This is a genomic window from Micromonospora sp. NPDC049799, assembly GCF_040656655.1.
Taxonomy (GTDB): Bacteria; Actinomycetota; Actinomycetes; order Mycobacteriales; family Micromonosporaceae; genus Micromonospora.
This window is the reverse complement of the sequence record NZ_JBFAMU010000047.1, coordinates 1-20,407: the sequence shown is the minus strand read 5'-3', so window position 1 is coordinate 20,407 and position 20,407 is coordinate 1. Positions and strand designations below refer to the sequence as shown.

General features: G+C 72.5%; 19 protein-coding genes and 3 pseudogenes. 6 read left to right on the top strand and 16 right to left on the bottom strand.

Going from position 1 to position 20,407, the window contains the following annotated elements:
* The 8 genes from AB0I76_RS06755 to AB0I76_RS06720 form a co-directional block, all read right to left on the bottom strand.
* On the bottom strand, positions 1-487 hold a 487-nt coding region (locus tag AB0I76_RS06755; protein WP_357030792.1), incomplete at its 3' end, for a Gfo/Idh/MocA family oxidoreductase.
* Positions 488-507: 20 nt separating this feature from the next.
* Positions 508-1,563, bottom strand: a complete 1,056-nt coding sequence (locus AB0I76_RS06750; RefSeq protein ID WP_357030789.1) for a substrate-binding domain-containing protein — start codon at positions 1,561-1,563, stop codon at positions 508-510.
* Between the two features lie 116 nt (positions 1,564-1,679).
* Positions 1,680-2,801, bottom strand: a complete 1,122-nt coding sequence (locus tag AB0I76_RS06745) for an ABC transporter permease (RefSeq protein ID WP_357030786.1) — start codon at positions 2,799-2,801, stop codon at positions 1,680-1,682.
* Positions 2,798-4,387, bottom strand: a complete 1,590-nt coding sequence (locus tag AB0I76_RS06740) for a sugar ABC transporter ATP-binding protein (protein ID WP_357030783.1) — start codon at positions 4,385-4,387, stop codon at positions 2,798-2,800. The genes AB0I76_RS06745 and AB0I76_RS06740 overlap by 4 nt, the downstream gene beginning before the upstream one ends.
* Complete coding sequence (locus tag AB0I76_RS06735; RefSeq protein WP_357030780.1) at positions 4,384-5,562, bottom strand: ROK family protein; 1,179 nt, start codon at positions 5,560-5,562, stop codon at positions 4,384-4,386. The genes AB0I76_RS06740 and AB0I76_RS06735 overlap by 4 nt, the downstream gene beginning before the upstream one ends.
* A gap of 256 nt (positions 5,563-5,818) precedes the next feature.
* Entirely contained in the window at positions 5,819-6,871 is a 1,053-nt protein-coding gene (locus AB0I76_RS06730; protein ID WP_357030777.1) for a YihY/virulence factor BrkB family protein, read from the bottom strand.
* A 65-nt stretch (positions 6,872-6,936) separates the two neighbouring features.
* A complete protein-coding gene (locus AB0I76_RS06725; RefSeq protein WP_357030774.1) occupies positions 6,937-7,746 on the bottom strand; it encodes an ABC transporter permease in 810 nt (269 codons plus the stop codon).
* A 12-nt stretch (positions 7,747-7,758) separates the two neighbouring features.
* Positions 7,759-8,559 (bottom strand): ABC transporter permease, encoded by an 801-nt coding sequence (locus tag AB0I76_RS06720; RefSeq protein ID WP_357030795.1) that lies wholly within the window; start codon positions 8,557-8,559, stop codon positions 7,759-7,761.
* Between the two features lie 298 nt (positions 8,560-8,857).
* Here AB0I76_RS06720 and AB0I76_RS06715 point away from each other — a divergent pair, with 298 nt between their 5' ends.
* Positions 8,858-9,010 carry a hypothetical protein gene (locus AB0I76_RS06715; protein ID WP_357030771.1) on the top strand — a complete coding sequence of 51 codons (153 nt, stop codon included), beginning with the start codon at positions 8,858-8,860 and terminating at the stop codon, positions 9,008-9,010.
* A gap of 13 nt (positions 9,011-9,023) precedes the next feature.
* Here the strand turns inward: AB0I76_RS06715 and AB0I76_RS06710 are convergent, their stop codons facing one another.
* Both AB0I76_RS06710 and AB0I76_RS06705 read right to left on the bottom strand, forming a co-directional pair.
* Complete coding sequence (locus tag AB0I76_RS06710) at positions 9,024-9,563, bottom strand: hypothetical protein (protein ID WP_357030768.1); 540 nt, start codon at positions 9,561-9,563, stop codon at positions 9,024-9,026.
* A gap of 169 nt (positions 9,564-9,732) precedes the next feature.
* Positions 9,733-10,665, bottom strand: coding sequence for an ABC transporter ATP-binding protein (locus tag AB0I76_RS06705; RefSeq protein WP_357030765.1), 933 nt, complete (start codon positions 10,663-10,665; stop codon positions 9,733-9,735).
* A 147-nt stretch (positions 10,666-10,812) separates the two neighbouring features.
* On the opposite strand from AB0I76_RS06705, the gene AB0I76_RS06700 reads away from it, so the two are divergent.
* The gene (locus AB0I76_RS06700) at positions 10,813-11,385 is read left to right on the top strand and encodes a DUF6368 family protein (RefSeq protein ID WP_357030762.1); all 573 of its coding nucleotides are present in this window, start codon (positions 10,813-10,815) and stop codon (positions 11,383-11,385) included.
* A gap of 2 nt (positions 11,386-11,387) precedes the next feature.
* Here the strand turns inward: AB0I76_RS06700 and AB0I76_RS06695 are convergent, their stop codons facing one another.
* From AB0I76_RS06695 to AB0I76_RS06685, 3 genes are all read right to left on the bottom strand, one after another.
* Positions 11,388-11,924, bottom strand: coding sequence for a hypothetical protein (locus AB0I76_RS06695; RefSeq protein ID WP_357030759.1), 537 nt, complete (start codon positions 11,922-11,924; stop codon positions 11,388-11,390).
* Position 11,925: 1 nt separating this feature from the next.
* Positions 11,926-13,821 carry a DNA primase gene (gene dnaG, locus AB0I76_RS06690; RefSeq protein WP_357030756.1) on the bottom strand — a complete coding sequence of 632 codons (1,896 nt, stop codon included), beginning with the start codon at positions 13,819-13,821 and terminating at the stop codon, positions 11,926-11,928.
* Between the two features lie 70 nt (positions 13,822-13,891).
* Positions 13,892-15,532: a BCCT family transporter gene (locus tag AB0I76_RS06685; RefSeq protein WP_357030753.1), complete on the bottom strand. Its 1,641-nt coding sequence runs from the start codon at positions 15,530-15,532 to the stop codon at positions 13,892-13,894.
* Between the two features lie 121 nt (positions 15,533-15,653).
* Between AB0I76_RS06685 and AB0I76_RS06680 the strand changes: the two genes are divergently transcribed.
* On the top strand, positions 15,654-16,340 hold the full coding sequence (locus AB0I76_RS06680) for a hypothetical protein (RefSeq protein ID WP_357030750.1): 687 nt from the start codon (positions 15,654-15,656) through the stop codon (positions 16,338-16,340).
* 2 nt (positions 16,341-16,342) lie between these two features.
* Here AB0I76_RS06680 and AB0I76_RS06675 read toward each other — a convergent pair whose 3' ends face one another.
* From AB0I76_RS06675 to AB0I76_RS06665, 3 genes are read right to left on the bottom strand one after another with little or no spacing between them, the layout of a single operon-like run.
* On the bottom strand, positions 16,343-17,179 hold the full coding sequence (locus tag AB0I76_RS06675) for a siderophore-interacting protein (RefSeq protein ID WP_357030747.1): 837 nt from the start codon (positions 17,177-17,179) through the stop codon (positions 16,343-16,345).
* A gap of 5 nt (positions 17,180-17,184) precedes the next feature.
* Positions 17,185-18,468, bottom strand: a complete 1,284-nt coding sequence (locus tag AB0I76_RS06670; protein ID WP_357030744.1) for a deoxyguanosinetriphosphate triphosphohydrolase — start codon at positions 18,466-18,468, stop codon at positions 17,185-17,187.
* Complete coding sequence (locus AB0I76_RS06665) at positions 18,465-18,818, bottom strand: VOC family protein (RefSeq protein ID WP_357030741.1); 354 nt, start codon at positions 18,816-18,818, stop codon at positions 18,465-18,467. The genes AB0I76_RS06670 and AB0I76_RS06665 overlap by 4 nt, the downstream gene beginning before the upstream one ends.
* A gap of 225 nt (positions 18,819-19,043) precedes the next feature.
* On the opposite strand from AB0I76_RS06665, the pseudogene AB0I76_RS06660 reads away from it, so the two are divergent.
* From AB0I76_RS06660 to AB0I76_RS06650, 3 pseudogenes are all read left to right on the top strand, one after another.
* Positions 19,044-19,301 (top strand): annotated as a pseudogene (locus AB0I76_RS06660) (roadblock/LC7 domain-containing protein); the annotation flags it as partial.
* Between the two features lie 159 nt (positions 19,302-19,460).
* Positions 19,461-19,985, top strand: a pseudogene (locus AB0I76_RS06655) (HRDC domain-containing protein); the annotation flags it as partial.
* 229 nt (positions 19,986-20,214) lie between these two features.
* Positions 20,215-20,407, top strand: a pseudogene (locus tag AB0I76_RS06650) (acetyl-CoA C-acyltransferase); the annotation flags it as partial.

Genomic DNA, 20,407 nt, shown 5'->3' with positions numbered 1-20,407 from the left:
CGTGCCGGATCACCCCGAGCCGACCGTCGGCGACCAGCTGCCGCATCATCGTGACCGCGGGCACCCGACGGTAGTTGAACCCGCACATCGACCGCACTCCCGAGGCCTGGGCGACGGCCGCCGCGGCGGCCATCTCCCGTGCCTCGGACACCGTGTTGGCCAGCGGCTTCTCGCACAGCACGTGCTTGCCGGCGGCCAACGCGGCCAGGGCGATCTCGGCGTGGCTGTCACCCGGGGTGCAGATGTCGACCACGTCGATGTCGTCGCGGGCGATCAGGTCCCGCCAGTCCGTGGTGTACGCGTCCCAGCCGAGCCGGTCGGCGGCGTCGGCCACCTTCCCGGCGTCCCGGCCGCAGATCAGCGCCATCCGGGCCCGCGCCGGCAGGTCGTACACCCGGTTCACGGTGCGCCATGCCTGCGAGTGCGCGGCGCCCATGAACGCGTAGCCGACCATGCCGACCCGCAGTTGCTTGTCTGTCGTGGACAAGGTGGGTCTCCCCCCGTGTGTCAGAACCCGAGCTTCAGGTAGGTGCTCGCGTTCTCCTTGGTGATCGTCTCGGAGGCGAGGATGATCTCCTTGGGCACCTGGAGCTCCACCAGGTCGGACATGCCCTTGCCCTGTCCGATCAGGCGGGCCAGCGAGATGGCCGAGGAGGCCATCGACGGGCTGTAGGTGACCGTCGCCTTCAGCACGGTGTTGTCGGCCTGGATGTCCTCCATCGCCTTCTTCGAGCCGGCGCCGCCGACCATGAAGAACTCCTTGCGGTTGGCCTGGTTGACCGCCGCGAGGACGCCGATGCCCTGGTCGTCGTCGTGGTTCCAGAGCGCGTCCATCTTCGGCAGGGCCTGGAAGAGACCGGTCGCGGCCTGCTGGCCGGAGTCGGCGGTGAACTCCGCCGGCCGCCGGTTGGCCACCTTGAACCCGGCCTGCGCCAGGGTGTCGGCGAAGCCCTTCGACCGCTCCTGGGTCAGCTCCAGGGAGTCGATACCGGGGATCTCGCCGATGATCGGGTTGGTGACGTTCTTGGCCTTGAGCTGCGCGATGATGTACGTCGCGGCGGCGACGCCCATGCCGTAGTTGTCGCCCTTGATCTGCAGCCGGTAGGCCTTCGCGTCCGGGAACGCCCGGTCGAGGTTGACCACCGGGATGCCGGCCTGCATCGCCTCCAGGCCGAACGCGTTCAGCTCCTTGCCGTCGTGCGGCAGCAGCACGATCACGTCGGGCTTCTGGGAGATCAGGGTGGACAGGGCCGCCCGCTGGGCCGCCGCGTCCGCGCCGGCCTCGACCGTCTTGAACTCCACGTCGGAGTACGCGGCGGCCTGCGCCTTGGCGTTGTTGGTGATGGCGGCGATCCAGCCGTGGTCGGCGGCCGGGGCGGAGAAGCCGACGACGACGCGCTTGCCGGGCTCGGCGTTGCCGCCCGGGGCGGCCGCCGCCTTGGTCTGCGCCTCGGTCGGCGACTCCTCGTTGCTGGTGCAACCGGCGAGCAGTACGCCGGCTCCGACGGCTGCGCCGCCGAAGAGCAGGCGACGGCGTGACAGGTCACGACTGTGCTGGGTCATGACGACCTCCTGGTCTGGCGTGGTGGAGGGGAAAAGGGTGTGCGGGGTCCGGCCACCGTCGCGGTGTCGGGTGGCCCAGGTGCGTTGTGGTGTCCGGTGGTGCGCTGGTGCGGGTGTTATCGGGTGGTGAGCCGGTTCCGGCCCAGGAACTGGGTGAGGCTGCGGAACTGGACCTGCTGGACCAGGACGGCGGCGACGATGATGCCGCCCTTGACCATGTTCTGGGCCTCGGTGGAGAGGCCGTTGATGGCGAAGAGGTTCGTGATCGTCGAGAAGATGATCACGCCGAGCAGGGAGCCGATGATCGTTCCCCGGCCGCCGCTGAGCAGCGTGCCGCCGATGATCGCGGCGGCGATCGCGTCCAGCTCGTAGAGGTTCGCCATCGCCGCCTGGGCCGAGTTGGCCTGGGCGGTGAGCATGACGGCGGCGATGCCGCAGCAGAGGCCGGAGAGCGCGTAGAGCAGCACGGTGTGCCACTTGACGTTGATGCCGGCCAGCCGGGCCGCCTCCGGATTGCCGCCGACGGCGACCGTACGCCGGCCGAAGGTGGTGCGGTTGAGCAGCACCCAGCCGGCCACGACCACCGCCGCCAGGATGTAGACCAGCAGCGGGATACCGAGCAGCGTGTTGCTGGCGATGCCGTTGATGAACTGGTTGTCCGAGACCTGGGTCTGCTTGTCGGAGATCTCCGCCGCCAGGCCGCGGGCCGCCACCAGCATCGCCAGGGTCGCGATGAAGGGCACCAGCCGTCCGTACGAGATGAGCACGCCGTTGACCAGGCCGACCGCGAGACCGACGGTGAGCGCCGTGAAGATCATGCCGCCGGCGCCGAAGTTCTGCGTCGCGACCGTCGTGGCCCAGACCCCGGCGAGGGCGACGATCGCGCCGACCGACAGGTCGATGCCACCGCCGATGATCACGAAGGTCATGCCGACGGTGACCACACCCACCACGGACGCCAGCTTGAGGATGGTGAGGGTGTTGTCCCACACCCAGTCCGGGTTGGAGTAGAGGTCGGAGCGGGTCGCGGCACCGATTGCGATCAGGATGACCAGCACACCGATCAGGCCGAGGTTGCGCCGGGCACCCTCGCCGTTGTCGCCGCTCCACCAGGAGAGCCGGCCGCCGGCAGTCGCCTTCTCGCCCGCGGCGGCGGTCTCCACCGGGTCGACCGGCGGCGACTGTGCCGGCAGTTGTGCCGCGCGCTCCGGCGCTGCGGTGGGAAGTGTGTCGCTCATGCCGGTGCGCCTTCCATCAGGGACCCCGCCATGACGAGGTCGAGCACGGTGTTCTCGTCGAGTTCGCCGGCCGGGGCCTCACGGACGACCCGGCCCTCCCGCATGACCAGCACCCGGTCGGCCAGGCCGAGGACCTCGGGAACCTCGCTGGAGACCAGCAGCACCCCCACGCCACGGGCGGCGAGGGCACGGACGACCTGGTACAGCTCGGCGCGCGCGCCGACGTCCACGCCCCGGGTCGGCTCGTCCAGCAGCAGCAGCTTCGTGTCGCCGAGCAGCCAGCGCCCGACCACGACCTTCTGCTGGTTGCCACCGGAGAGGGTGCGCACCGGTCGGCGTACGTCGCGGGGACGCAGGTCGAGGCTCTCCGCGATCCGGTCGGCCTCGGCCCGTTCCTTGCCGGTGTCGGTGAAGCCGGCGCGGGCGTAGCGGCCGAAGGTGGCCAGGGTGACGTTGCGGTAGATGGGCTCGCCCAGCAGCAGCGCCTGGCTCTTGCGCTCCTCCGGGGCCATGCCCATGCCGGCGCGGACGGCCGCGCCGACGCTGCCGGGACGCAGTGCCCGGCCGCCCATCCGGACCGAGCCGGACTCGGCGCGACGCGCGCCGAAGATGGTCTCCAGCAGCTCGGACCGGCCGGACCCGACGAGCCCGGCGATGCCCACGATCTCGCCGGCCCGGACGTTCAGTGACACGTCGGCGAACTCGCCGGACCGGGTCAGCCCCTCGACCTGGAGCAGCTCGTCCCCGACCGTGTCGGTGGCGGGGCGGTCCGGGAAGACGTACTCGATGGTGCGGCCGGTCATCCGGGAGACCAGGTCGCGGGTCGGGGTGTCGCGGGCCGGGAGGTTCGCCGCGGTGGTCCGGCCGTCCTTGAGGACGGTGACGCGGTCGCCGATCTCGCGGATCTCCTCCATCCGGTGCGAGATGTAGATGACCGCGATGCCCTGGGCGGTCAGCTCCCGGATGATCCGGAAGAGGTTGCCCACCTCGTCGTGGGCGAGTACGGCGCTCGGCTCGTCCATGATGATCAGTCGGGCCTCGTGCGACAGCGCCCGCGCCATGCTGACGACCTGTTTGCCGGCCGCCGGCAGCGAGCGCACCATCCGGCTGGGCGGAATCTCGGCGTGGCCGAGCCGGCCGAGGATCTGCCGCGTACGCCGGGCCATGTGCCCGCGGCGGACGAAGCCGAACCGGCGCGGCTCGTGGCCGAGGAAGGCGTTCTCCGCCACGGAGAGGTCGTCGACCAGGTCGAGCTCCTGGTAGATGGTGGCGATGCCGGCCCGCATCGCGGCCTGCGGGTTGGCGAAGGTGGCCGGCTCACCGCGCCACTCGACGGTCCCCGAGTCCGGACGGTGTACGCCGGCGAGCACCTTGATCAGGGTCGACTTGCCGGCGCCGTTCTGCCCGAGCAGGCAGTGCACCTCGCCGGCACGGACCTCCAACTGCACCCCGTCCAGGGCGCGTACGCCCGGGAAGGTCTTGACCACGTCGGTGAGGCGCAGGACCACCTCGCCCGCGACGGCGTCGGCGGGGGCTTCGACCAACGGAGCATCTGTCACGAGTGTCTCCTCGGATTGCTCGGTCATGACGCCTCCGCGAAGGCCACGTCGCTCGCGAGGACGGCGGCACCGGCGACGCCGGCCCGCGGTCCCAGCTCGGACAGGACGACCGGGAGGTTGCCGGTGGCCAGCGGGAGCGACCGGCGGTAGACCACGCTGCGGATCTCGGCGAGCAGGATGTGACCGAGCTGGGCGAGCCCACCACCGATCACGATCATCGACGGGTTGGTGAAGCTGACTAGCCCGGCCAGCACACCGCCGACCCGCCGGCCCCCGTCGCGGATCAACTGGATGCAGGCGACGTCGCCCTCGACGGCACCCTCGGCCACGTCCACGGCGTTCAGCGTGCCCCGGGCGGTCAGCCGCTCGGCCAGGGCCGGTGACACGCCGCTGCGCGCGGCGGCCAGGGCGTCCTTGGCCAGGGCGGCGCCGCTGAACAGCGCCTCCAGGCAGCCGACGTTGCCGCACGAGCACATCGGACCGTGCGAGTCGACCTGGATGTGCCCGATGTCCCCGGCGCAGCCGTCGGTGCCCCGGTAGACCTCGCCGGTGAGGTAGATCCCACACCCTATTCCGGTGCCGATCTTGACGAAGAGGAAGTCGTCGACCGAGTGGGCGACGCCTCCGTGCCGCTCGCCGATGGCCATGATGTTGACGTCGTTGTCGACCACCGCCGGGCAGCCGTGCTCGCGGGTGAGCAGCTCCCGCACGGGGAAGCGGTCCCAGCCCGGCATGATCGGCGGGGAGACCGGGACGCCGTCGCGGAAGCTGACCGGGCCGGGCACACCGATGCCGACCGCGTCCAGCCGCTCGTACGCACCGTCGACCTTCGCCTTGTGCAGCAGCTCGTTGACCCGCTGGAGGGTCACCTTCGGGCCGTTGCGGATGTCGGCGGGCTCGGCGTACGCGGCGACCGGTTCCAGCCGGCCGTTGACCACCTCGACGTCGATCGAGCTGGCGCCCAGGTCGACGGCGGCGAAGCGCAGCTGCGGGCTCAGCTCCACCAGGGTGGAGCGCCGGCCGCCCCGGGACGCGGCCAGCCCGGCCTCGGCGACGTAGCCGAGACCGACCAGTCGCTCCAGCTCGGCCAGCAGCCGGGGGCGCGGCATCTGGAGCCGGTCACCCAGTTCGGCACGGGAGACCGCCCCCTCGTCGCGGAGCAGCCGCAACAGTCGTACGTGCAGGGGGTCGACGGTCCGCACCGGGACTCACCTCTTCATGGGACTCGTTCACATCGACGCAATGCCGATGTGTTGTGTCCGACACAGTAGGAGCCTTCCGTGCCACCTGTCCAGAGCTTCGGCCAATCCGTTCCCAACTTTTGTCCGAACGAACAAAAGCTTCAAGTGGATCAAGAAAAGCATGGTGCCGCGCGGGAACGGTGGCGATCGCGGGCACGACACTGCCCCGCCGTCCGGGTGGACGACGGGGCAGGAGCCGATCGGGTACGCCGGGCGGTCAGCGGCGGCCGGCGGCGTTGCGCTTCTTCTTGAGCTTGCGGTCGTCGCGCAGCTCGACGTACGGCTCGTCGTCGGCCGAGTGCCCGGCGGAGATGGCGCGGCTGCGCTCCAACTCGGCGTCGAACTCGGCCCCGAGCAGGATCGCGATGTTGCTCAGCCAGAGCCAGATCAGGAAGATGATCACACCGGCGAGCGCGCCGTAGGTCTTGTTGTACGAGCCGAAGTTGCTGACGTAGAGCGCGAACAGGCCGGAGATGACCAGCCAGATCACCACGGCCAGGACGCCGCCGGGGCTGACCCAGCGGAACCCGCCGTGCTTCGCGTTCGGCGAGGCCCAGTAGAGGATGGCGAACATCAGGCTGACCAGGAGCAGCAGCACCGGCCACTTGGCGATATTCCAGGCCGTCACGGCCGTCGAGCCCAGCCCGATTGCGTCCCCCACCGCCTCGGCGAGGCCACCGGTGAAGACCACGATCACCGCGCAGGCCAGCAGCAGCACACCGATCACGGCGGTCACCCCGACGCGGATCGGCAGCGTCTTCCAGATCGGCCGGCCCTCCGGCACGTCATAGATGGTGTTCGAGGCGCGCATGAAGGCGGCGATGTAGCCGGATGCCGACCAGAACGCGGCCAGCAAACCGAGGATCGCCGCGAAGCCCGCGAAACCGCCGCTCCCCTGCGCCTGGTTGATGGCGGCCTCGATGATCTCCCGGATGTTCTCCTGCGGCACCGTCTGGTTGACCGTGTCCCGCACACCCTCGGTCGCCCTCCGCCCGAGCAGGCCGAGGATCGAGACCAGCACCAGCAGGCCGGGGAAGATGGAGAGCACCCCGTAGTACGTCAGCGCCGCCGCCCAGTCGGTCAGGCTGTCGTCCTGGAACTCCCGGACCGTGCGGCGCAGCGCCGCCTTCCAGCCGGCGCCCGGCAGCTGGGCGGGGCTGTCCGGCCCCTCGTCCGGACCGACCGGTCGCTCCCGGTCACGGGCTCCGGCGCCCACCGCGCCGCTCACTTCACGGTCGCGCCCGTGCGCGGAAGACTCATCGGAGGCCATCGCCCCTCCCTCGTGATCGGCGGTGTCCTCCTCGACATGCCCCGGCGGAGGCGGTGGTTAACCACCTACTTGTAGAGCAAACTGCCCATCCGGCGCGAAGCGACCAGCAGGCCGAGACCGAGTGCCACCAGCAGGTAGAGCACGTCGAGCACCCACCCCCAGCCGGCGGTGCCGACGGCGATGCCACGGATCAGGTGCACCGCCCGGTAGAGCGGGGTCACCTCGATCAGCCACCGCAGCACCGTCGGGTACGACTCGGCCGGCACGAACGTCCCGGAGAAGAGGAACAGGGTGAACTGCGCCGACCCCATCAGGTCGAAGTCCTGCCAGCTACGCATGAAGGTGGAGATGGCCATGCCCAACGCGCCGAAGGCGAAACCGACCAGCACCGCGGCGGGGAAGGCCACCACCGCCCGCGCCACGGTCGTCAGGTCCATCACGACCATCACCGCCAGGAACGCGGCCGAGTACGCGCTGCCCCGCAGCATCGCCCAGGCCAGCTCGCCGAGGGCGATCTCGAACGGCTGCACGGGGGTGGCGATCACCCCGTCGTACAGCTTCATGTACTTCAGCTTGCCGAAGAAGTTGAAGGTGGTCTCCGCCAGCGCACCTGTCATCGCCGACGAGGCGAGCATCGCCGGGGCGACGAAGGCGGCGTACGTCACCACCTCACCGCCGGGCAGCGGGATGTCGCCGACCAACGCGCCGACCCCGACGCCGATGGAGAGCAGGTAGAGCAGCGGCTCCACGAAGCCGGAGACGAGCAGCAGCCAGTAGACCGACCGCAGCGCGGCGACGTTGCGTTCGGTCACGGAGGCCGAGCGCCGGGACGCCGAGGAGACGTCGACCAGGCGGGGCAGGACGAAACTGACCATGGACATCCTCCCCTAGACCACGAGCCGGCGGCGGAACGTATGGCGGGCCAGCAACCAGCCGCCCAGCGCCCACACCGCGAGGTAGACCAGGTGACCGGCGACCGACCACTGGGGAGCCACGCCCAACGTGGCCGCCCGGCACAGGTCGACGGCGTGCCAGAGGGGCGTCGCGTACGCCAGCCACCGCAGCACCGCCGGCAGCGACTCGACCGGGAAGAACACCCCGGCGAACAGCGTCATCGGGATCACCGCGAAGCGGAACAGCATCGCCAGCCAGCTGTCGCTGTCCACCAGTGCCGCGTACGCGAAGGTCGGTGCGGCCACGGCCAGGCCGAGCAGTGCCACGACCGGGAGGACGGCCAGCGCCCACGGCGAGTGCACCGCCCCGAACAGCGCCGTGACCAGGAGGAACGCGGCGATGGAGGTGAGCACCCGGAAGACCACGAAGGCCAGGTGCCCGCCGAGCACGTCACCCACCCGCAGCGGCGCCGCGCTCTGCGCGAAGTACGTCTTGATCCACCGGAAGTTGCTGAACACCGGCCACGTGGACTCGCCGATGGCCACCTGCAGAGCGGTCGAGGCGAGCAGGCCCCCGACGATCCAGTCGAAGTAGCGCACCCCGCCGACGCCCTGGTCGATGTAGGCGCCGACCCCCAGGCCGAACCCGACAACCGTCAGCACCGGCAGCAGGAAGGACGAGAAGACCCCCGCCCGCCAGGTCCGTCGGTAACCGACCAGGTAGTGCGCGAGCACCGCCACCGCCGGTACGCGCGGCAACGGCGGTCGGGCCCGCTCCCGCGCCTGCTGCGTCACGCTCACCCGACACCCCCGTCTCTCCCGCGCCGACCACCACGGCCTTTCCTACCCCAGGGGTACGACAGACCCGGGCCACCCTACGGCCACGCGGCTGCCCTGTCGCCGCCATTCCGGGCCGGACGGTCGGCTCCCGCACCCGCACGTTCGGGATGCCCCGAACCCGACGGGGAGGGTCCGCCCGCCCTTGATCCACTCGACGTCATTGACATCGGGGTATCCGGCGACCGGGGACACCCCGACGTCAGGGAAAGCGAGTGGATCAAAAGCCGGATGGGCCCGGGGCGCGCCGAGTCGGGTGCCGCGCGCCGATTCAGGGGCGGGCAACGCGGCGACGAAGACGCGCTGCCTGCTGATCTACCTCGGCACGCTGCTGTACGAGGCCACCGATGACCTCACCGAATCGGACGGGCTGGCCGACCGCTTCCTGACCTGGGCGCGGGCGCGATGACGGACACGGCCGGTCAGCCGCGAACGGCACGGAGCAGCGACCGGAGCGCGTAGGCGAGCAGCAGCACGCCCGCGCCGGTGCCGACCACCAGGCCCGCCGACACCCCGGTGGCCAGCCCCGTCACCAGTCCCGCCACCGCCACCGCGCACATCGCCATGCCGAGCGGTCGCAGCAGCGGGTCGCCGAGCAGCGGGGCGAGTGGGAAGAAGTGCAGCCCCACCACGGCGCTGATCAACGCCGGCGTGTACTCGGACCGGCCGGCGGCGGCCAGCGCCACGGCGCCGAGAGCGATGAGGGCGAACTCGGCGACGACGATCAGGAGGTATCGCCGGTCCACCGCGCGGTCGTGGAGGCCCGCCTCCGCGCCCCGGGACCGGGCCACGACGACGCCCCCGGCGACCGCGGTGAGCAGCGCCGCCACGCTGCCGGCCACCAGCGCGCCGCGCAGTGGCTGCTCGGCGGCGGGCACGCTGAACCAGACGGTGGCGAAGATGCCGAGGTAGAGCGCGCCGAGCCCGCCCTGACGCCGTGACCGAACCGCTCCGACGGACACCGGCACCCTCCGATCGTCGCGCCCGGGCCCCGGCAGCCGGGCGCCCGGCCGATGCTACGGAGCCCGCTGCCGTCCCGGTTGACGGCACCGGACCTCTCGGCCGTCGGTGGGTGTGAGGAAGGGGCCCCTGTGCAACGCCAGGCGTTGAGAGGGGGCCCTTCCTTTCATCTCAGTCGACCAGGGTGCGGCCGGTGAGGTGCAGGAAGACGTCCTCCAGGCTGCTGCGTCGGACCAGCACGTTGGCCGGCGTCAACCCGAGCGCGGCGACCTCCGCCACCGCCGCGTCGCCGTCCGGCACGTAGAGCAGGATCCGGTCGGGCAGGACCTCGACCCGCTCCCCCAGCCCGTCGAGCTTGCCGGCGAACGGCTCCTGCGACTCGGCGGCGAAGCGCAGCTCCACCACCTCACGGGTGGAGTGCTGCTCGATCAGCGCGCGGGGCGAGCCCTCGGCGACGATCCGCCCGCCGTCCATCACCACGAGGCGGTCGCAGAGCTGCTCCGCCTCGTCCATGTAGTGCGTGGTGAGAACCAGGGTGACGCCCTGCTGCTTCAGCCGGAACAGCCGCTCCCACACCAGGTGCCGGGCCTGCGGGTCGAGGCCGGTGGTCGGCTCGTCGAGCAGCACGATCTCCGGCTCGTTGACCAACGCGCGGGCGATGGTCAGCCGGCGCTTCATGCCACCGGAGAGCGGCTCGACCTTGCTGTCGGCGCGCTCGGTGAGCTGCACGAAGTCGAGCAGCTCCGCCGCGCGGGCGCGGGCCACCCGGCGCGGGATGCCGAAGTAGCGCGCGTAGGTGGTCAGGTTCTCCCGCACGGTCAGCTCGGGATCGAGGTTGTCGAGCTGGGGGCAGACGCCGAGGCGGGCCCGGATGGCCGGCCCGTCCCGGACCGGGTCCATGCCGAGGATGCGCAGCTCGCCGCCGGTGGGCGGGGAGGTGCAGCCGACCATCCGCATGGTGGAGGACTTGCCGGCGCCGTTGGGCCCGAGGAAGCCGAACGCCTCGCCGGAGCGCACCTCGACGTCGATGCCGTCGACGGCGGTGAAGTCGCCGAACCGCTTCACCAGCCCCCGAGCCTGGATGAGTGGTTGAGCCATGGTCACCCCGAAACCCTAGCGACCACCCCCGACACTCCCCACCGAGTTATCGGCCCACCCGATCGCTGACGGGTCAGCAATACGACACGCCGGCCGACGCATTGCCGAGCCGTCACCGATCATGGTCGGGGAACGACGGCGGAGGGGGGCATCGTGGCGGGACCGTCTCTTGGTCTGTGGCTCACCGAGCCGCTGACCCTCACTCAGCTCACCGGGACCGCGGTGCCGTGGCTGCGAACCTTCTGCCGGCCGGTGGAGGTCGACGCCGACGCGGTGGACTTCTGGGTCCGGGATGCCGGCCCGCTCCACCTGGGTCCGGTGGACCTCGACGGTGTGCCCCTGCGTCTCTGGATCGAGCGCGAGCCCTGGGCCGACGGCGACGACCTCGCCGTGCTGCCCCAGCCGCCTCGTCAGGAGCTGGGACTGTACGCCGGCTGCAACGACATCCTCGACCACCGGGTCCTGGGCGCGCTGGCCCTGGCGCTGGCCCGCCGCCTCGACGCGCTGGTCGACTTCGACGGGCTGCTCGCCACCGGGGGCCCATCGACCACAGCCACCCTGGAGGAGACGGCAGGCGAGGCACGGGCGGTGCTCGGGGCGCTGCCCGGACGCTTGTGGGAGGTCACCTACGACATGGCGACCGGGCACCGCTGGGCGTACCACGTGGGGGACGCGGAGTTCCTCGCCGCGTGGCTGCGGCATCCCCGCTTCCACCTGGTGAGCTGACCTCAGGCGTCGCCCGACGTCGTGGCGGTGCGGGCGGCGGCGACGAGGCGGTCGGTCTCCGCGAGGACCTCCGGGTCGTCGGCGGGCGTCCCCGGCTCGAAGCGCACCGTCCAGGTCACACCGTCCACCCCGGGCACGCGCCGCGCGGCGATCCGGCCGGCGCCACCGGGCACCGGGTGCTGCTGGGTGTACGCCACCGACCGGGTGACCCGGGCCCGCACCTGGTGCGGCAGCTCCCCCGGGTCGAGCAGGAGGTACGTCTCGGCCGGGCTGTCGGCCACCACCAGGTAGCCGTCGCGTTCGGCGATCCGCTCGGCGGGCGTGACGGTCAGCTCCCGGCCGGACCAGACGGCCTTGTGCACGTCGTGCCAACCCAGGCGGTGGCCCCGCCCGGGCAGCCAGAGACCGAGGTTGGTGGCCACCACCACCCCGTCACCCTCGCCGTTGCCGGCGGCGGCCCAGGCGAGCACCCGCTCGTCGGCCTGAAGCGGCGGACGATCGGCGGGCGGCAGCTTCGGTTTCCGGCCGAACAGTCCCATCTCAGAGCCCTCCCGCGGCCTGCTCCCGCAACGCTCGGGCGTGCTGCTCCAGGGACAGCAGCTCACCGAAGGCGGCGAAGTACTCGTCCTTGTTGTTGACCGGGTTGATCCGCTGGATCCGGGACTTCAGGTCCTTGATCCGGCTGGTCACCGAACCCCACTGGACGCGCGCCATGGTGATCGACACGTACCGCGGGTCGGGCTCGCCGTCGATCCGCAGCGGTTCCACGGCCAGTTCGCCGACGAGCGCCCGGGCGGCCAGGTCGGCGCAGGCGTCGCGGACCGACTCGATCCAGACCGCCCCGCCGGCAGCCGCCGCGGCTCCGCCCGCCGCGGCGATCGCCTCGCGGACCACCACGTGGACGGGGTGGCGGTAGTCCGGGGCCTCGACCGCGTCGAACATCGGCCCGGCCAGCACCGGCTCCTGCAACGCGAGCTTCAGCGCCTCCCGCTCGACCATCGCCTGCGGGCTGTCCACGACCGGCTCGGCGCGGGCCGGACGCGACGTGGCCTCGGCACCACGCCCGGACGGCGGGGCGTTGCCTGCGGCGAGCACCGCCCGCTGCACCGGCTCGATCTCCATGCCGAGGTCGCCGGCGAGCTTGCGGACGTACTCCGGGCGCTTCTCCCGGTCCTTGATCTTGGCCACCAGCGGCGCGGCCCGGCGCATCGCCTCCACCCGGCCGTCGACGGTGTCCAGGTCGTGGCGGCTGATGACGTGCCGCAGGGCGAAGTCGACCAGCGGCTCGCGGCGGGCGACCAGGTCGCGGACCGCCAGGTCGCCCTTGGCCAGGCGCAGCTCGCACGGGTCCATGTTGTCCGGGCTGACCGCGATGAAGGTACGCCCGACGAAGCGCTGGTCGTCGTCGAAGGCGCGCAGGGCGGCCTTCTGCCCGGCGGCGTCCCCGTCGAAGGTGAAGATGATCTCCCCGGCCACCGCGTCGGTGTCCATGAGCAGGCGGCGCAGCACCCCGATGTGGTCGGCGCCGAAGGCCGTGCCGCAGGTGGCCACGGCGGTGGGCACCCCGGCCAGGTGGCAGGCCATCACGTCGGTGTAGCCCTCGACGACCACGACCTTGCCCTGCTTCGCGATTTCCCGCTTGGCCTGGTCGATGCCGTAGAGGACGTGCGACTTCTTGTAGATCGGCGTCTCGGGGGTGTTCAGGTACTTCGGGCCGTCGTCGTCGTCGAAGAGCTTGCGGGCGCCGAAGCCGATCACGTCGCCGGTGAGGTCGCGGATCGGCCAGAGCAGCCGGCGGCGGAACCGGTCGATGAGGCTGCCCGAGCGGGCCGGGCGGGACAGCCCGGCGGTGACCAGCTCGTCGTGGGTGAAACCCTGCTGGCGCAGGTGCTTGGTCAGCAGGTCCCAGCCGTCCGGGGCGAACCCGCAGCCGTACCGCTCCGCGGCGGCCCGGTCGAAGCCGCGCTGGGCCAGGAACTCCCGCGCCGGACGGGCACCGGCCGTGGTGAGCTGCGCCCGGTAGAACTCGACGGCGGCGGCGTGCGCGGCGACGAGCCGCTGCCGCTGCCCCTGCTGGGGCCGGGCGCGCGGCGTGGTGTGGTCGGACTCGACGTAGCGCAGCTGGATGCCGGCGCGGGCCGCGAGCCGCTCGACCGAATCGATGAAGCTGAGGTGCTCGGCGTCCATCAGGAACTTGATCGCGTCGCCGCCGACCCCGCAGCCGAAGCAGTAGAAGACGTTGCGGGCCGGCGAGACGTTGAACGACGGGCTCTTCTCGTCGTGGAACGGGCACAGCCCCTTGAGGTTGCCGCCGCCGGCCGACCGGAGGGTCACCGTGTCGGAGATGACCTCCGCGATCGAGGTGCGCTCACGGACCAGCGCGACGTCCTCGTCCCGGATCCGCCCCGCCATGGTCGCCACCTCCTCGGCGTACATCCTGCCCTGCCGGACCGACGTTCCGCCGCGCGGGGACGCCGCGTGTGGCGGCCACCGCTACGCGGACGGTTCACCGGGGCCGGCGGCGGAGGTAGCGGCGGATCGGCGGCGGATCCTCCTCGTCGTACGACCGGGCCGCGCGTACGGCCTCCGCGAGGCCGTGGCGGCGGCCCGGCGGCGGCGGGTTGGCAGCCGGGTCCCGGGACATGTCCCGGAACAGCGCGACGGCCAGACCGAGCATCACCACCACGAACGGCAGCGCCACCAGGATCGTCGCCTGTTGCAGCGCCTCCAGTCCGCCCACCAGCAGCAGCACGGCGGCGACCGCGCCGATCAGCACGCCCCAGAGCACTACCAGGAGCCGGTGCGGGCGCAGCGCGCCGCGCGAGGTCAACGACCCGAGCACCAGCGACGCGGAGTCGGCGCTGGTCACGAAGTAGAGCGCGATCAGCACCATGGCCAGGACGCTGGTCAGACCGGCGAGCGGCAGGGCGTCGAGCAGACCGAAGAGGGCCTGCTCGGCGCCCGCGCCGGCGTCCGCCACCAGGTCCCGGGTGCCGGTGGCCTGGGCGCGCAGCGCGCTACCGCCAAGCACGGCGAACCAGATCGCGCTGGCGCCGCTGGGCACCAGCAGGACCCCGACCAGGAACTGCCGGACCGTGCGCCCCCGGGAGATGCGGGCGATGAACGTGCCGACGAAGGGCGCCCAGGAGATCCACCAGGCCCAGTAGAAGATGGTCCAGGAACCGAGCCACGCCGGGTCGGAGAAGGCGCCGGTCCGCGTGGACATGAAGATCAGGCTGCTGAGGTAGTCGCCGACGGCGGCGGGCAGCACCTCCAGCGTGTAGATGGTGGGCCCGACCACGAAGACGAAGAGCATCAGCAGCACCGCGAGCACCACGTTCGTCGTCGAGAGCCACTTGATCCCGCGATGTAGCCCGGAGAAGGCGGAGATCACGAAGGCGAGGGTGAGCGCGCCGATGACGACCAGCTCCACGGCGGTGCTGCCCGGGACACCGGCCACCAGGTCCAGTCCGGCGGCGACCTGGAGCGCCCCGAGCCCGAGACTGGTCGCCGAGCCGAAGACCGTGGCGAACACCGCCAGCAGGTCGATGGCCCGGCCGGCGGCGCCGTCGGCCCGGTCGCCGAGCAGCGGACGGAAGGCGGCGGAGATGCGGTTCTCCCGGCCCTTCCGGAAGGTCGAGTACGCCAGTGCGAGCGCCACCACGGCGTAGATCGCCCACGGGTGCAGGGCCCAGTGGAACAGGGTGTACTGCATCGCGGCGGCGCCGGCCGCACCGGTCTGCGGCTCCACGTTCACCGCCGGGGGTGGTGTCGCGTAGTGCTGGATGGGCTCGGCGACCGCGAAGAAGACCAGACCGATCCCCATGCCGGCGCTGAACATCATCGCGATCCAGGCCAGCGAGCTGAATTCCGGCTCGTCGTCGTCGGCGCCGAGCCGGATCCGCCCGAACCGGCTCGCCGCGATCACGACGGCCAGCACCAGGAAGGCGTCGGCGGCCACCACGAAGAACCACCCGAAGGTGTCGATCGTCCAGGCCAGGCCGGACTCACCGACGCCGGCGAGCGAGCGCCGGGCGAGGACGCCCCAGGCCACGACGGCCAGCACGCCACCGACACCCAGCACCAGCACCGTCCGGTCGACGGATCCCTCCGGGCGGTCCGCCCGTTCCCGCAGCTGCTCGCTCATCGTCACCCCCAGCCCATCCTGCGGGGCGACGGGAGGACACGAAGCGGTTCCGCCGAAGGCCACCTCTTGCGGTGGGCGGCTAGCCTCGTGCCGCGCCGTTGACGATCGAGGGAGACGCCGGATGACCGACGAACCGGATGTGCCGCTGACCATCGCCCTCGCCGAGTACGAGCACCTCCGCGAGGCGGGCCGGGCGGTCCAGGACCGGTCCAATGCCCGCTTCACGTTCTTCCTGGCCGTCTCCTCCGCTTCGGCCGCCGCGGCGGCGGGTCTGGTGACGGCCGGTGGGGCGCTGCCCCGGGCGGCGCTGCTGAGCGCGCTGGGCACCCTGGTGCTGCTGCTCGGCCTCGCGGTGTTCGCGCGTCAGGTGGAGCTCAACGACCGGGGCCGTCGGTACGCGGTCGCGGCCACCACCCTGCGCACGTACCTGACCCGGCGGTCGCCGGACCTGGCGCCGTACGTGCTGCTGCCCACGCTCGACGACCCCGGCCCGTTCGCGCCGGAGCCGTTCCGGCGGCACTGGTTCAGCGATCTCGTCGGGCAGGCCGGGACGGTGGGCGTGATCAACAGCGTGCTGGTCGCCGTCGGGGCCGGCTTCGCCGGCTCGTCCGTCGCCCCGTCCGCCGTGGCGGCGCCGGGCGCGGTGCTGGTCTTCGGGCTCGTCGCCGCCGCCCACGTGGCGGTGGTCCGCCGCCGGGTCGCCCGCTCGGCCCGGCACACCGGTGTGGTCCTGGCGCAGCGGGCCGAGTTGGCTGGGCGATCCGCGATTGGTCGCGAGGTCGCCGACGTGCACGCCGCCCGGCTCTGACCTCAGGCCGGCAGGGCGGCGGTCTCCTCGGCCTCGACCTGCCGGTTCCAGTCCTGCTTGGTGGCGCGCCAGCCCTCGTCGTCCAGGCCCCGCCGCCAGTACCCCGAGATGGAGAGCCGCTCGCGCGGCACGCCCCGCTCCACCCGCAGCAGCCGGCGCAGCTCCTTGACGAAGGTCGCCTCGCCGTGCACGAACGCGTGCACGTCACCGGCGGAGAAGTCCAGCTCGCGAACCGCCTCGACGAGGGCCTCGCCGACCGGGCGGGCGCCGCGGTGCAGCCAGGTCAGCCGTACCGCGCCGGGGCTGGGCAGGGGCTGCTCGTCGGCCGGTCCGTCGACCTCGACCAGCGCCACGGCCGGCGCGCCGGCGGGGAGACGTTCCAGGGCGGCGGCGATGGCCGGCAGGGCGCTCTCGTCGCCGACCAGCAGGTGCCAGTCGGCGTCGGGGCTCGGGGCGTACGCGCCGCCGGGCCGGGTGAAGTGCACCTCGTCGCCGGGGCGCAGCGCGGCTGCCCAGGGTCCGGCGAGCCCCTCGTCGCCGTGGTGCACCACGTCGACGGTCATCTCGGCGGCCAGCGGGTCGAAGGCCCGCACGGTGTACGCGCGCAGCCGGGGCCAGTGCGCGGGCGGCAGGTCACGACGGATCGCCGCGAGGTCCATCGGGGCCGGGTAGTCGACCCCCGGCACCGGGAAGACGATCTTGATGTAGTGGTCGGTGAACTCGCCGACCGGCAGGCCGACCAGTTCCGCACCACCCAGCACGAGCCGGATCACGTGCGGGGTGGGCCGCTCGGTGCGTACCACCCGGGCGGTCGTGATCTTCTTCGGGCGCTCCGTCATGCTGGTTAGGCTAGCCTAAGTTGCTGGTCGGGGCCATCGGCGGGCGCCCCACCCCCGACGAGGCGGGCGTGCCAGGCCACGGCGGCCGGGTCGGTGAGCGAGGCGACCTGGTCGATCACCACCCTCAGCCGGGCACCGTCGTCGGTCGCCTCCCGCCACAGCGGGGCGAAGACCTCGTCCAGTCCGTCCGGCGCCCGGTCCGCCAGCACGTCGACCAGCCCGGCCAGGATCTCCCGCTGCCGCTCGTAGCGTCCACGGGCGCCGGGGCGCCGCATCACGTACCGCAGGGCGATGCCCTTGAGCAGGGCGCAGCGCGCCCGGATCTCCCTCGGCACCACCAGGTCGGCGACGTACCGGCGGTGCGGGCCGGGACCGAAGTCCGCCTCGGTGGCGGCCACCACGTCGGTGACGAAGCGGCCGGTGAGCACGCTGGTGGTCGTCTTCAGCGCGGCCTGCGCCCGGTGGCTGCCGTCGTACCCGGCGAGCGGGGCGAGCACCGGGTCGGCGAGCAGGTCGAGCAGCACCGCGCCGAGGTCGGCCGGGGACTCGCCGGAGTAGGTGGCGGCCACGTCGGCGCAGAGCGCCGCCCGCTCGTCCGGGTCGGTGAGCAGGGGACCGAGCGAGACGTACCCGCCGTGGATGCCGTCCTCGACGTCGTGCACCGAGTACGCCACGTCGTCGGCCCAGTCCATCACCTGGGCCTCCAGGCAGCGCCGCCGGCCGGCGGGCGCGCCGGCCCGCAGCCAGGTGAAGACCGGCAGGTCGTCGGCGTACGCCCCGAACTTCCGCTCCCCCGGCTGACGCGACCAGGGGTACTTGCTGACCGCGTCGAGCGACGCCCGGGTGAGGTTGAGCCCCGCGGAGGCGCCGTCCGGCGCGAGCACCTTGGCCTCCAGGCGGGTGAGCACACGAAGGGTCTGCGCGTTGCCCTCGAAGCCGCCGCAGGAGGCGGCGAGGGCGTCCAGCGCGTCCTCGCCGTTGTGCCCGAACGGTGGGTGACCCAGGTCGTGGGCGAGCCCGGCGGTGTCCACCAGGTCCGGGTCACAGCCCAGCCGGGCGCCCATCTCCCGGGCGATCTGCGCGACCTCCAGCGAGTGGGTCAGCCGCGTACGCAGGAAGTCGTCGGTGCCGGCGGTGTGCACCTGGGTCTTGGCGGCGAGCCGCCGGAACGCCGCGGAGTGCAGCACCCGGGCCCGGTCCCGCTCGTACGGCGAGCGGCCGTGGCCGGTGTCCTTCGGCGGCTCGGCGACCCACCGGTCGGCGTCCGGGTCAGCGGGCCGGAGGGTCAATCCCCACGCTGCCGCAGGACGCAGAACTCGTTGCCCTCGGGGTCGGCGAGCACCGTCCACCCCACGCTGCCCTGGCCGATGTCGACGTGCCGGGCGCCCATGTCCACCAGCCGCTCCACCTCGGCCTCCTGGTCGTCGGGGCGCAGGTCGAGGTGGAGCCGGTTCTTGCCCTCCTTGCCGGCGACCACCGGCACGAAGACGAGGCCGGGCAGGCGGTCGGCGGCCGGGCGGATCTCGACCTCGTCCGGCTTCTCGGTGACCACCTGGTAGCCGAGCGCCTCGGCCCACCAGCGGGCCAGTCGGGCCGGGTCTTGGGCGTCCACGGTCAGGCTCTCCCAGGCGCTGCTCATGCCGTCAGGTTACGCCGGACGGGTGTGACCGGCGCGCCGGCGCCGCGCCGGCCGACGGCGTCCGGGCGACTGACAACCCACCGTTCAGTCGGGAGTTGTCGCCCGATCGCCGAGGGTTACGGGCTCGCCAGCCGACATGGCGGCCGGTAACGTTCCCGGCGCGCATCGTCACCAACCTGGGAAGCCCGACCGGTGGGAGAGGGAACGCTCGTGGACGTGGACACCATGGTGGGAACGGAGCTGCGCAGGCTGCGCCGACGCCGCCCGGAGGTTGCCGGGAGCGTGCTGGCCGGCACCGACGGCCTGCTCATCTCCAGCGACCTGCCGGCGACCGACGCCACCCACCTCGCCGCGCTGGCGGCGGCCAGCTTCGGGCTGGGCCACCGGGTGGCCGACACCGTCCGGCAGGGCGGCTTCCGGGAGTCGGTGGTCCGCACCGACGCGGGGGCCGTGGTGACCTACCCGGCCGGCCGCAACGCCCTGCTGACCCTGGTCACCACACCGGAGACCGATCTGGAGTCGCTGCACGACGACGCCCGGGCCGTGGCGTCCCGGGCCGGCTCCGCACTCGACCGGGGCACCGGGCGGGTCGGGGCGACGCCGTTGCCGGAGGCCCACGCCACGCTGGCGGTTCGCACGCCGATGGCGAGCCTCCCCCGCCGGGACGCCGCACCGGGCCGGGTGCTGCCGGACTCGGCGATCGTCGCCGCCGCCGAACTGGACCCGAAGGACGAGAAGACCCTGCTCACGCTCCCCGGCTTCGGTGGCCGGTCGGTCCGCCGGCTGGCCCGCACCTGGCTGGCCGCGCTGGACGACGCCCGGCAGTTGCCGGACGACGCGCTGCCGGTCGCGCCGGCGGTGGAGGGTCCCCCACCGCCGCACCGCTGGGCCGAGCGGGATCCGGTGGCGGCGGCCCGGCTGGCCCGGTGCCGGGAGGTGGTGGTCCGCATCGCGGGTTCCCACGACCTGCCGGCGGAGAACCTGATCACCCCGGACTCGATCCGCCGGTTGGCCTGGGTGCCGCCGGAGGAGGTGACCGAGGAGACGGTGGCCGAGACCCTGCGGGGCTTCGGTGCCCGCGAGTGGCAGATCGGCCTGCTGAAGGCCGACCTGACCGGCGCCCTCCACGACCCTCTCCCCGCCACCACCCCGACCCACCCGGGTTGATCATGAAGTTGTCGTCCCCGCCCGGCGCGCCGCGACAACATGCTCATGATCGACATGAAGGGGGGCCGTGCGGCGGTGAGAATGTGTCCCGTGCCACACGGGGCCTGCTGACGCGAGTAGTTACCCGCGAGTAGCATCCGGGGGAACACGCCCGTGCAGGCGACCTCATCCGAGCCGTGGTGCCGCCTGTCGGCGCGGTGGCCGGATGATGGTCGAAGAGGAGGCTCAAGTGCCCCGTGAAGTCCGGGATGTCGTCTTCGTCGACGGCGTCCGCACCCCGTTCGGCAAGGCGGGTGGGATGTACTCCAACACCCGCGCCGACGACCTGGTGATCCGCTGCATCCGTGAACTGCTGCGCCGTAACCCGCAGCTGCCGCCGGAGCGGGTCGAGGAGGTGGCCATCGCCGCCACCACCCAGATCG

Coding starts and splice junctions, on each gene's coding strand:
- AB0I76_RS06750 (WP_357030789.1), bottom strand. CDS start 1,563: ATGACCCAGCACAGTCGTGACCTGTCACGCCGTCGCCTGCTCTTCGGC.
- AB0I76_RS06745 (WP_357030786.1), bottom strand. CDS start 2,801: ATGAGCGACACACTTCCCACCGCAGCGCCGGAGCGCGCGGCACAACTG.
- AB0I76_RS06740 (WP_357030783.1), bottom strand. CDS start 4,387: ATGACCGAGCAATCCGAGGAGACACTCGTGACAGATGCTCCGTTGGTC.
- AB0I76_RS06730 (WP_357030777.1), bottom strand. CDS start 6,871: ATGGCCTCCGATGAGTCTTCCGCGCACGGGCGCGACCGTGAAGTGAGC.
- AB0I76_RS06725 (WP_357030774.1), bottom strand. CDS start 7,746: ATGGTCAGTTTCGTCCTGCCCCGCCTGGTCGACGTCTCCTCGGCGTCC.
- AB0I76_RS06695 (WP_357030759.1), bottom strand. CDS start 11,924: ATGGGACTGTTCGGCCGGAAACCGAAGCTGCCGCCCGCCGATCGTCCG.
- dnaG (WP_357030756.1), bottom strand. CDS start 13,821: ATGTACGCCGAGGAGGTGGCGACCATGGCGGGGCGGATCCGGGACGAG.
- AB0I76_RS06685 (WP_357030753.1), bottom strand. CDS start 15,532: ATGAGCGAGCAGCTGCGGGAACGGGCGGACCGCCCGGAGGGATCCGTC.
- AB0I76_RS06680 (WP_357030750.1), top strand. CDS start 15,654: ATGACCGACGAACCGGATGTGCCGCTGACCATCGCCCTCGCCGAGTAC.
- AB0I76_RS06675 (WP_357030747.1), bottom strand. CDS start 17,179: ATGACGGAGCGCCCGAAGAAGATCACGACCGCCCGGGTGGTACGCACC.
- AB0I76_RS06665 (WP_357030741.1), bottom strand. CDS start 18,818: ATGAGCAGCGCCTGGGAGAGCCTGACCGTGGACGCCCAAGACCCGGCC.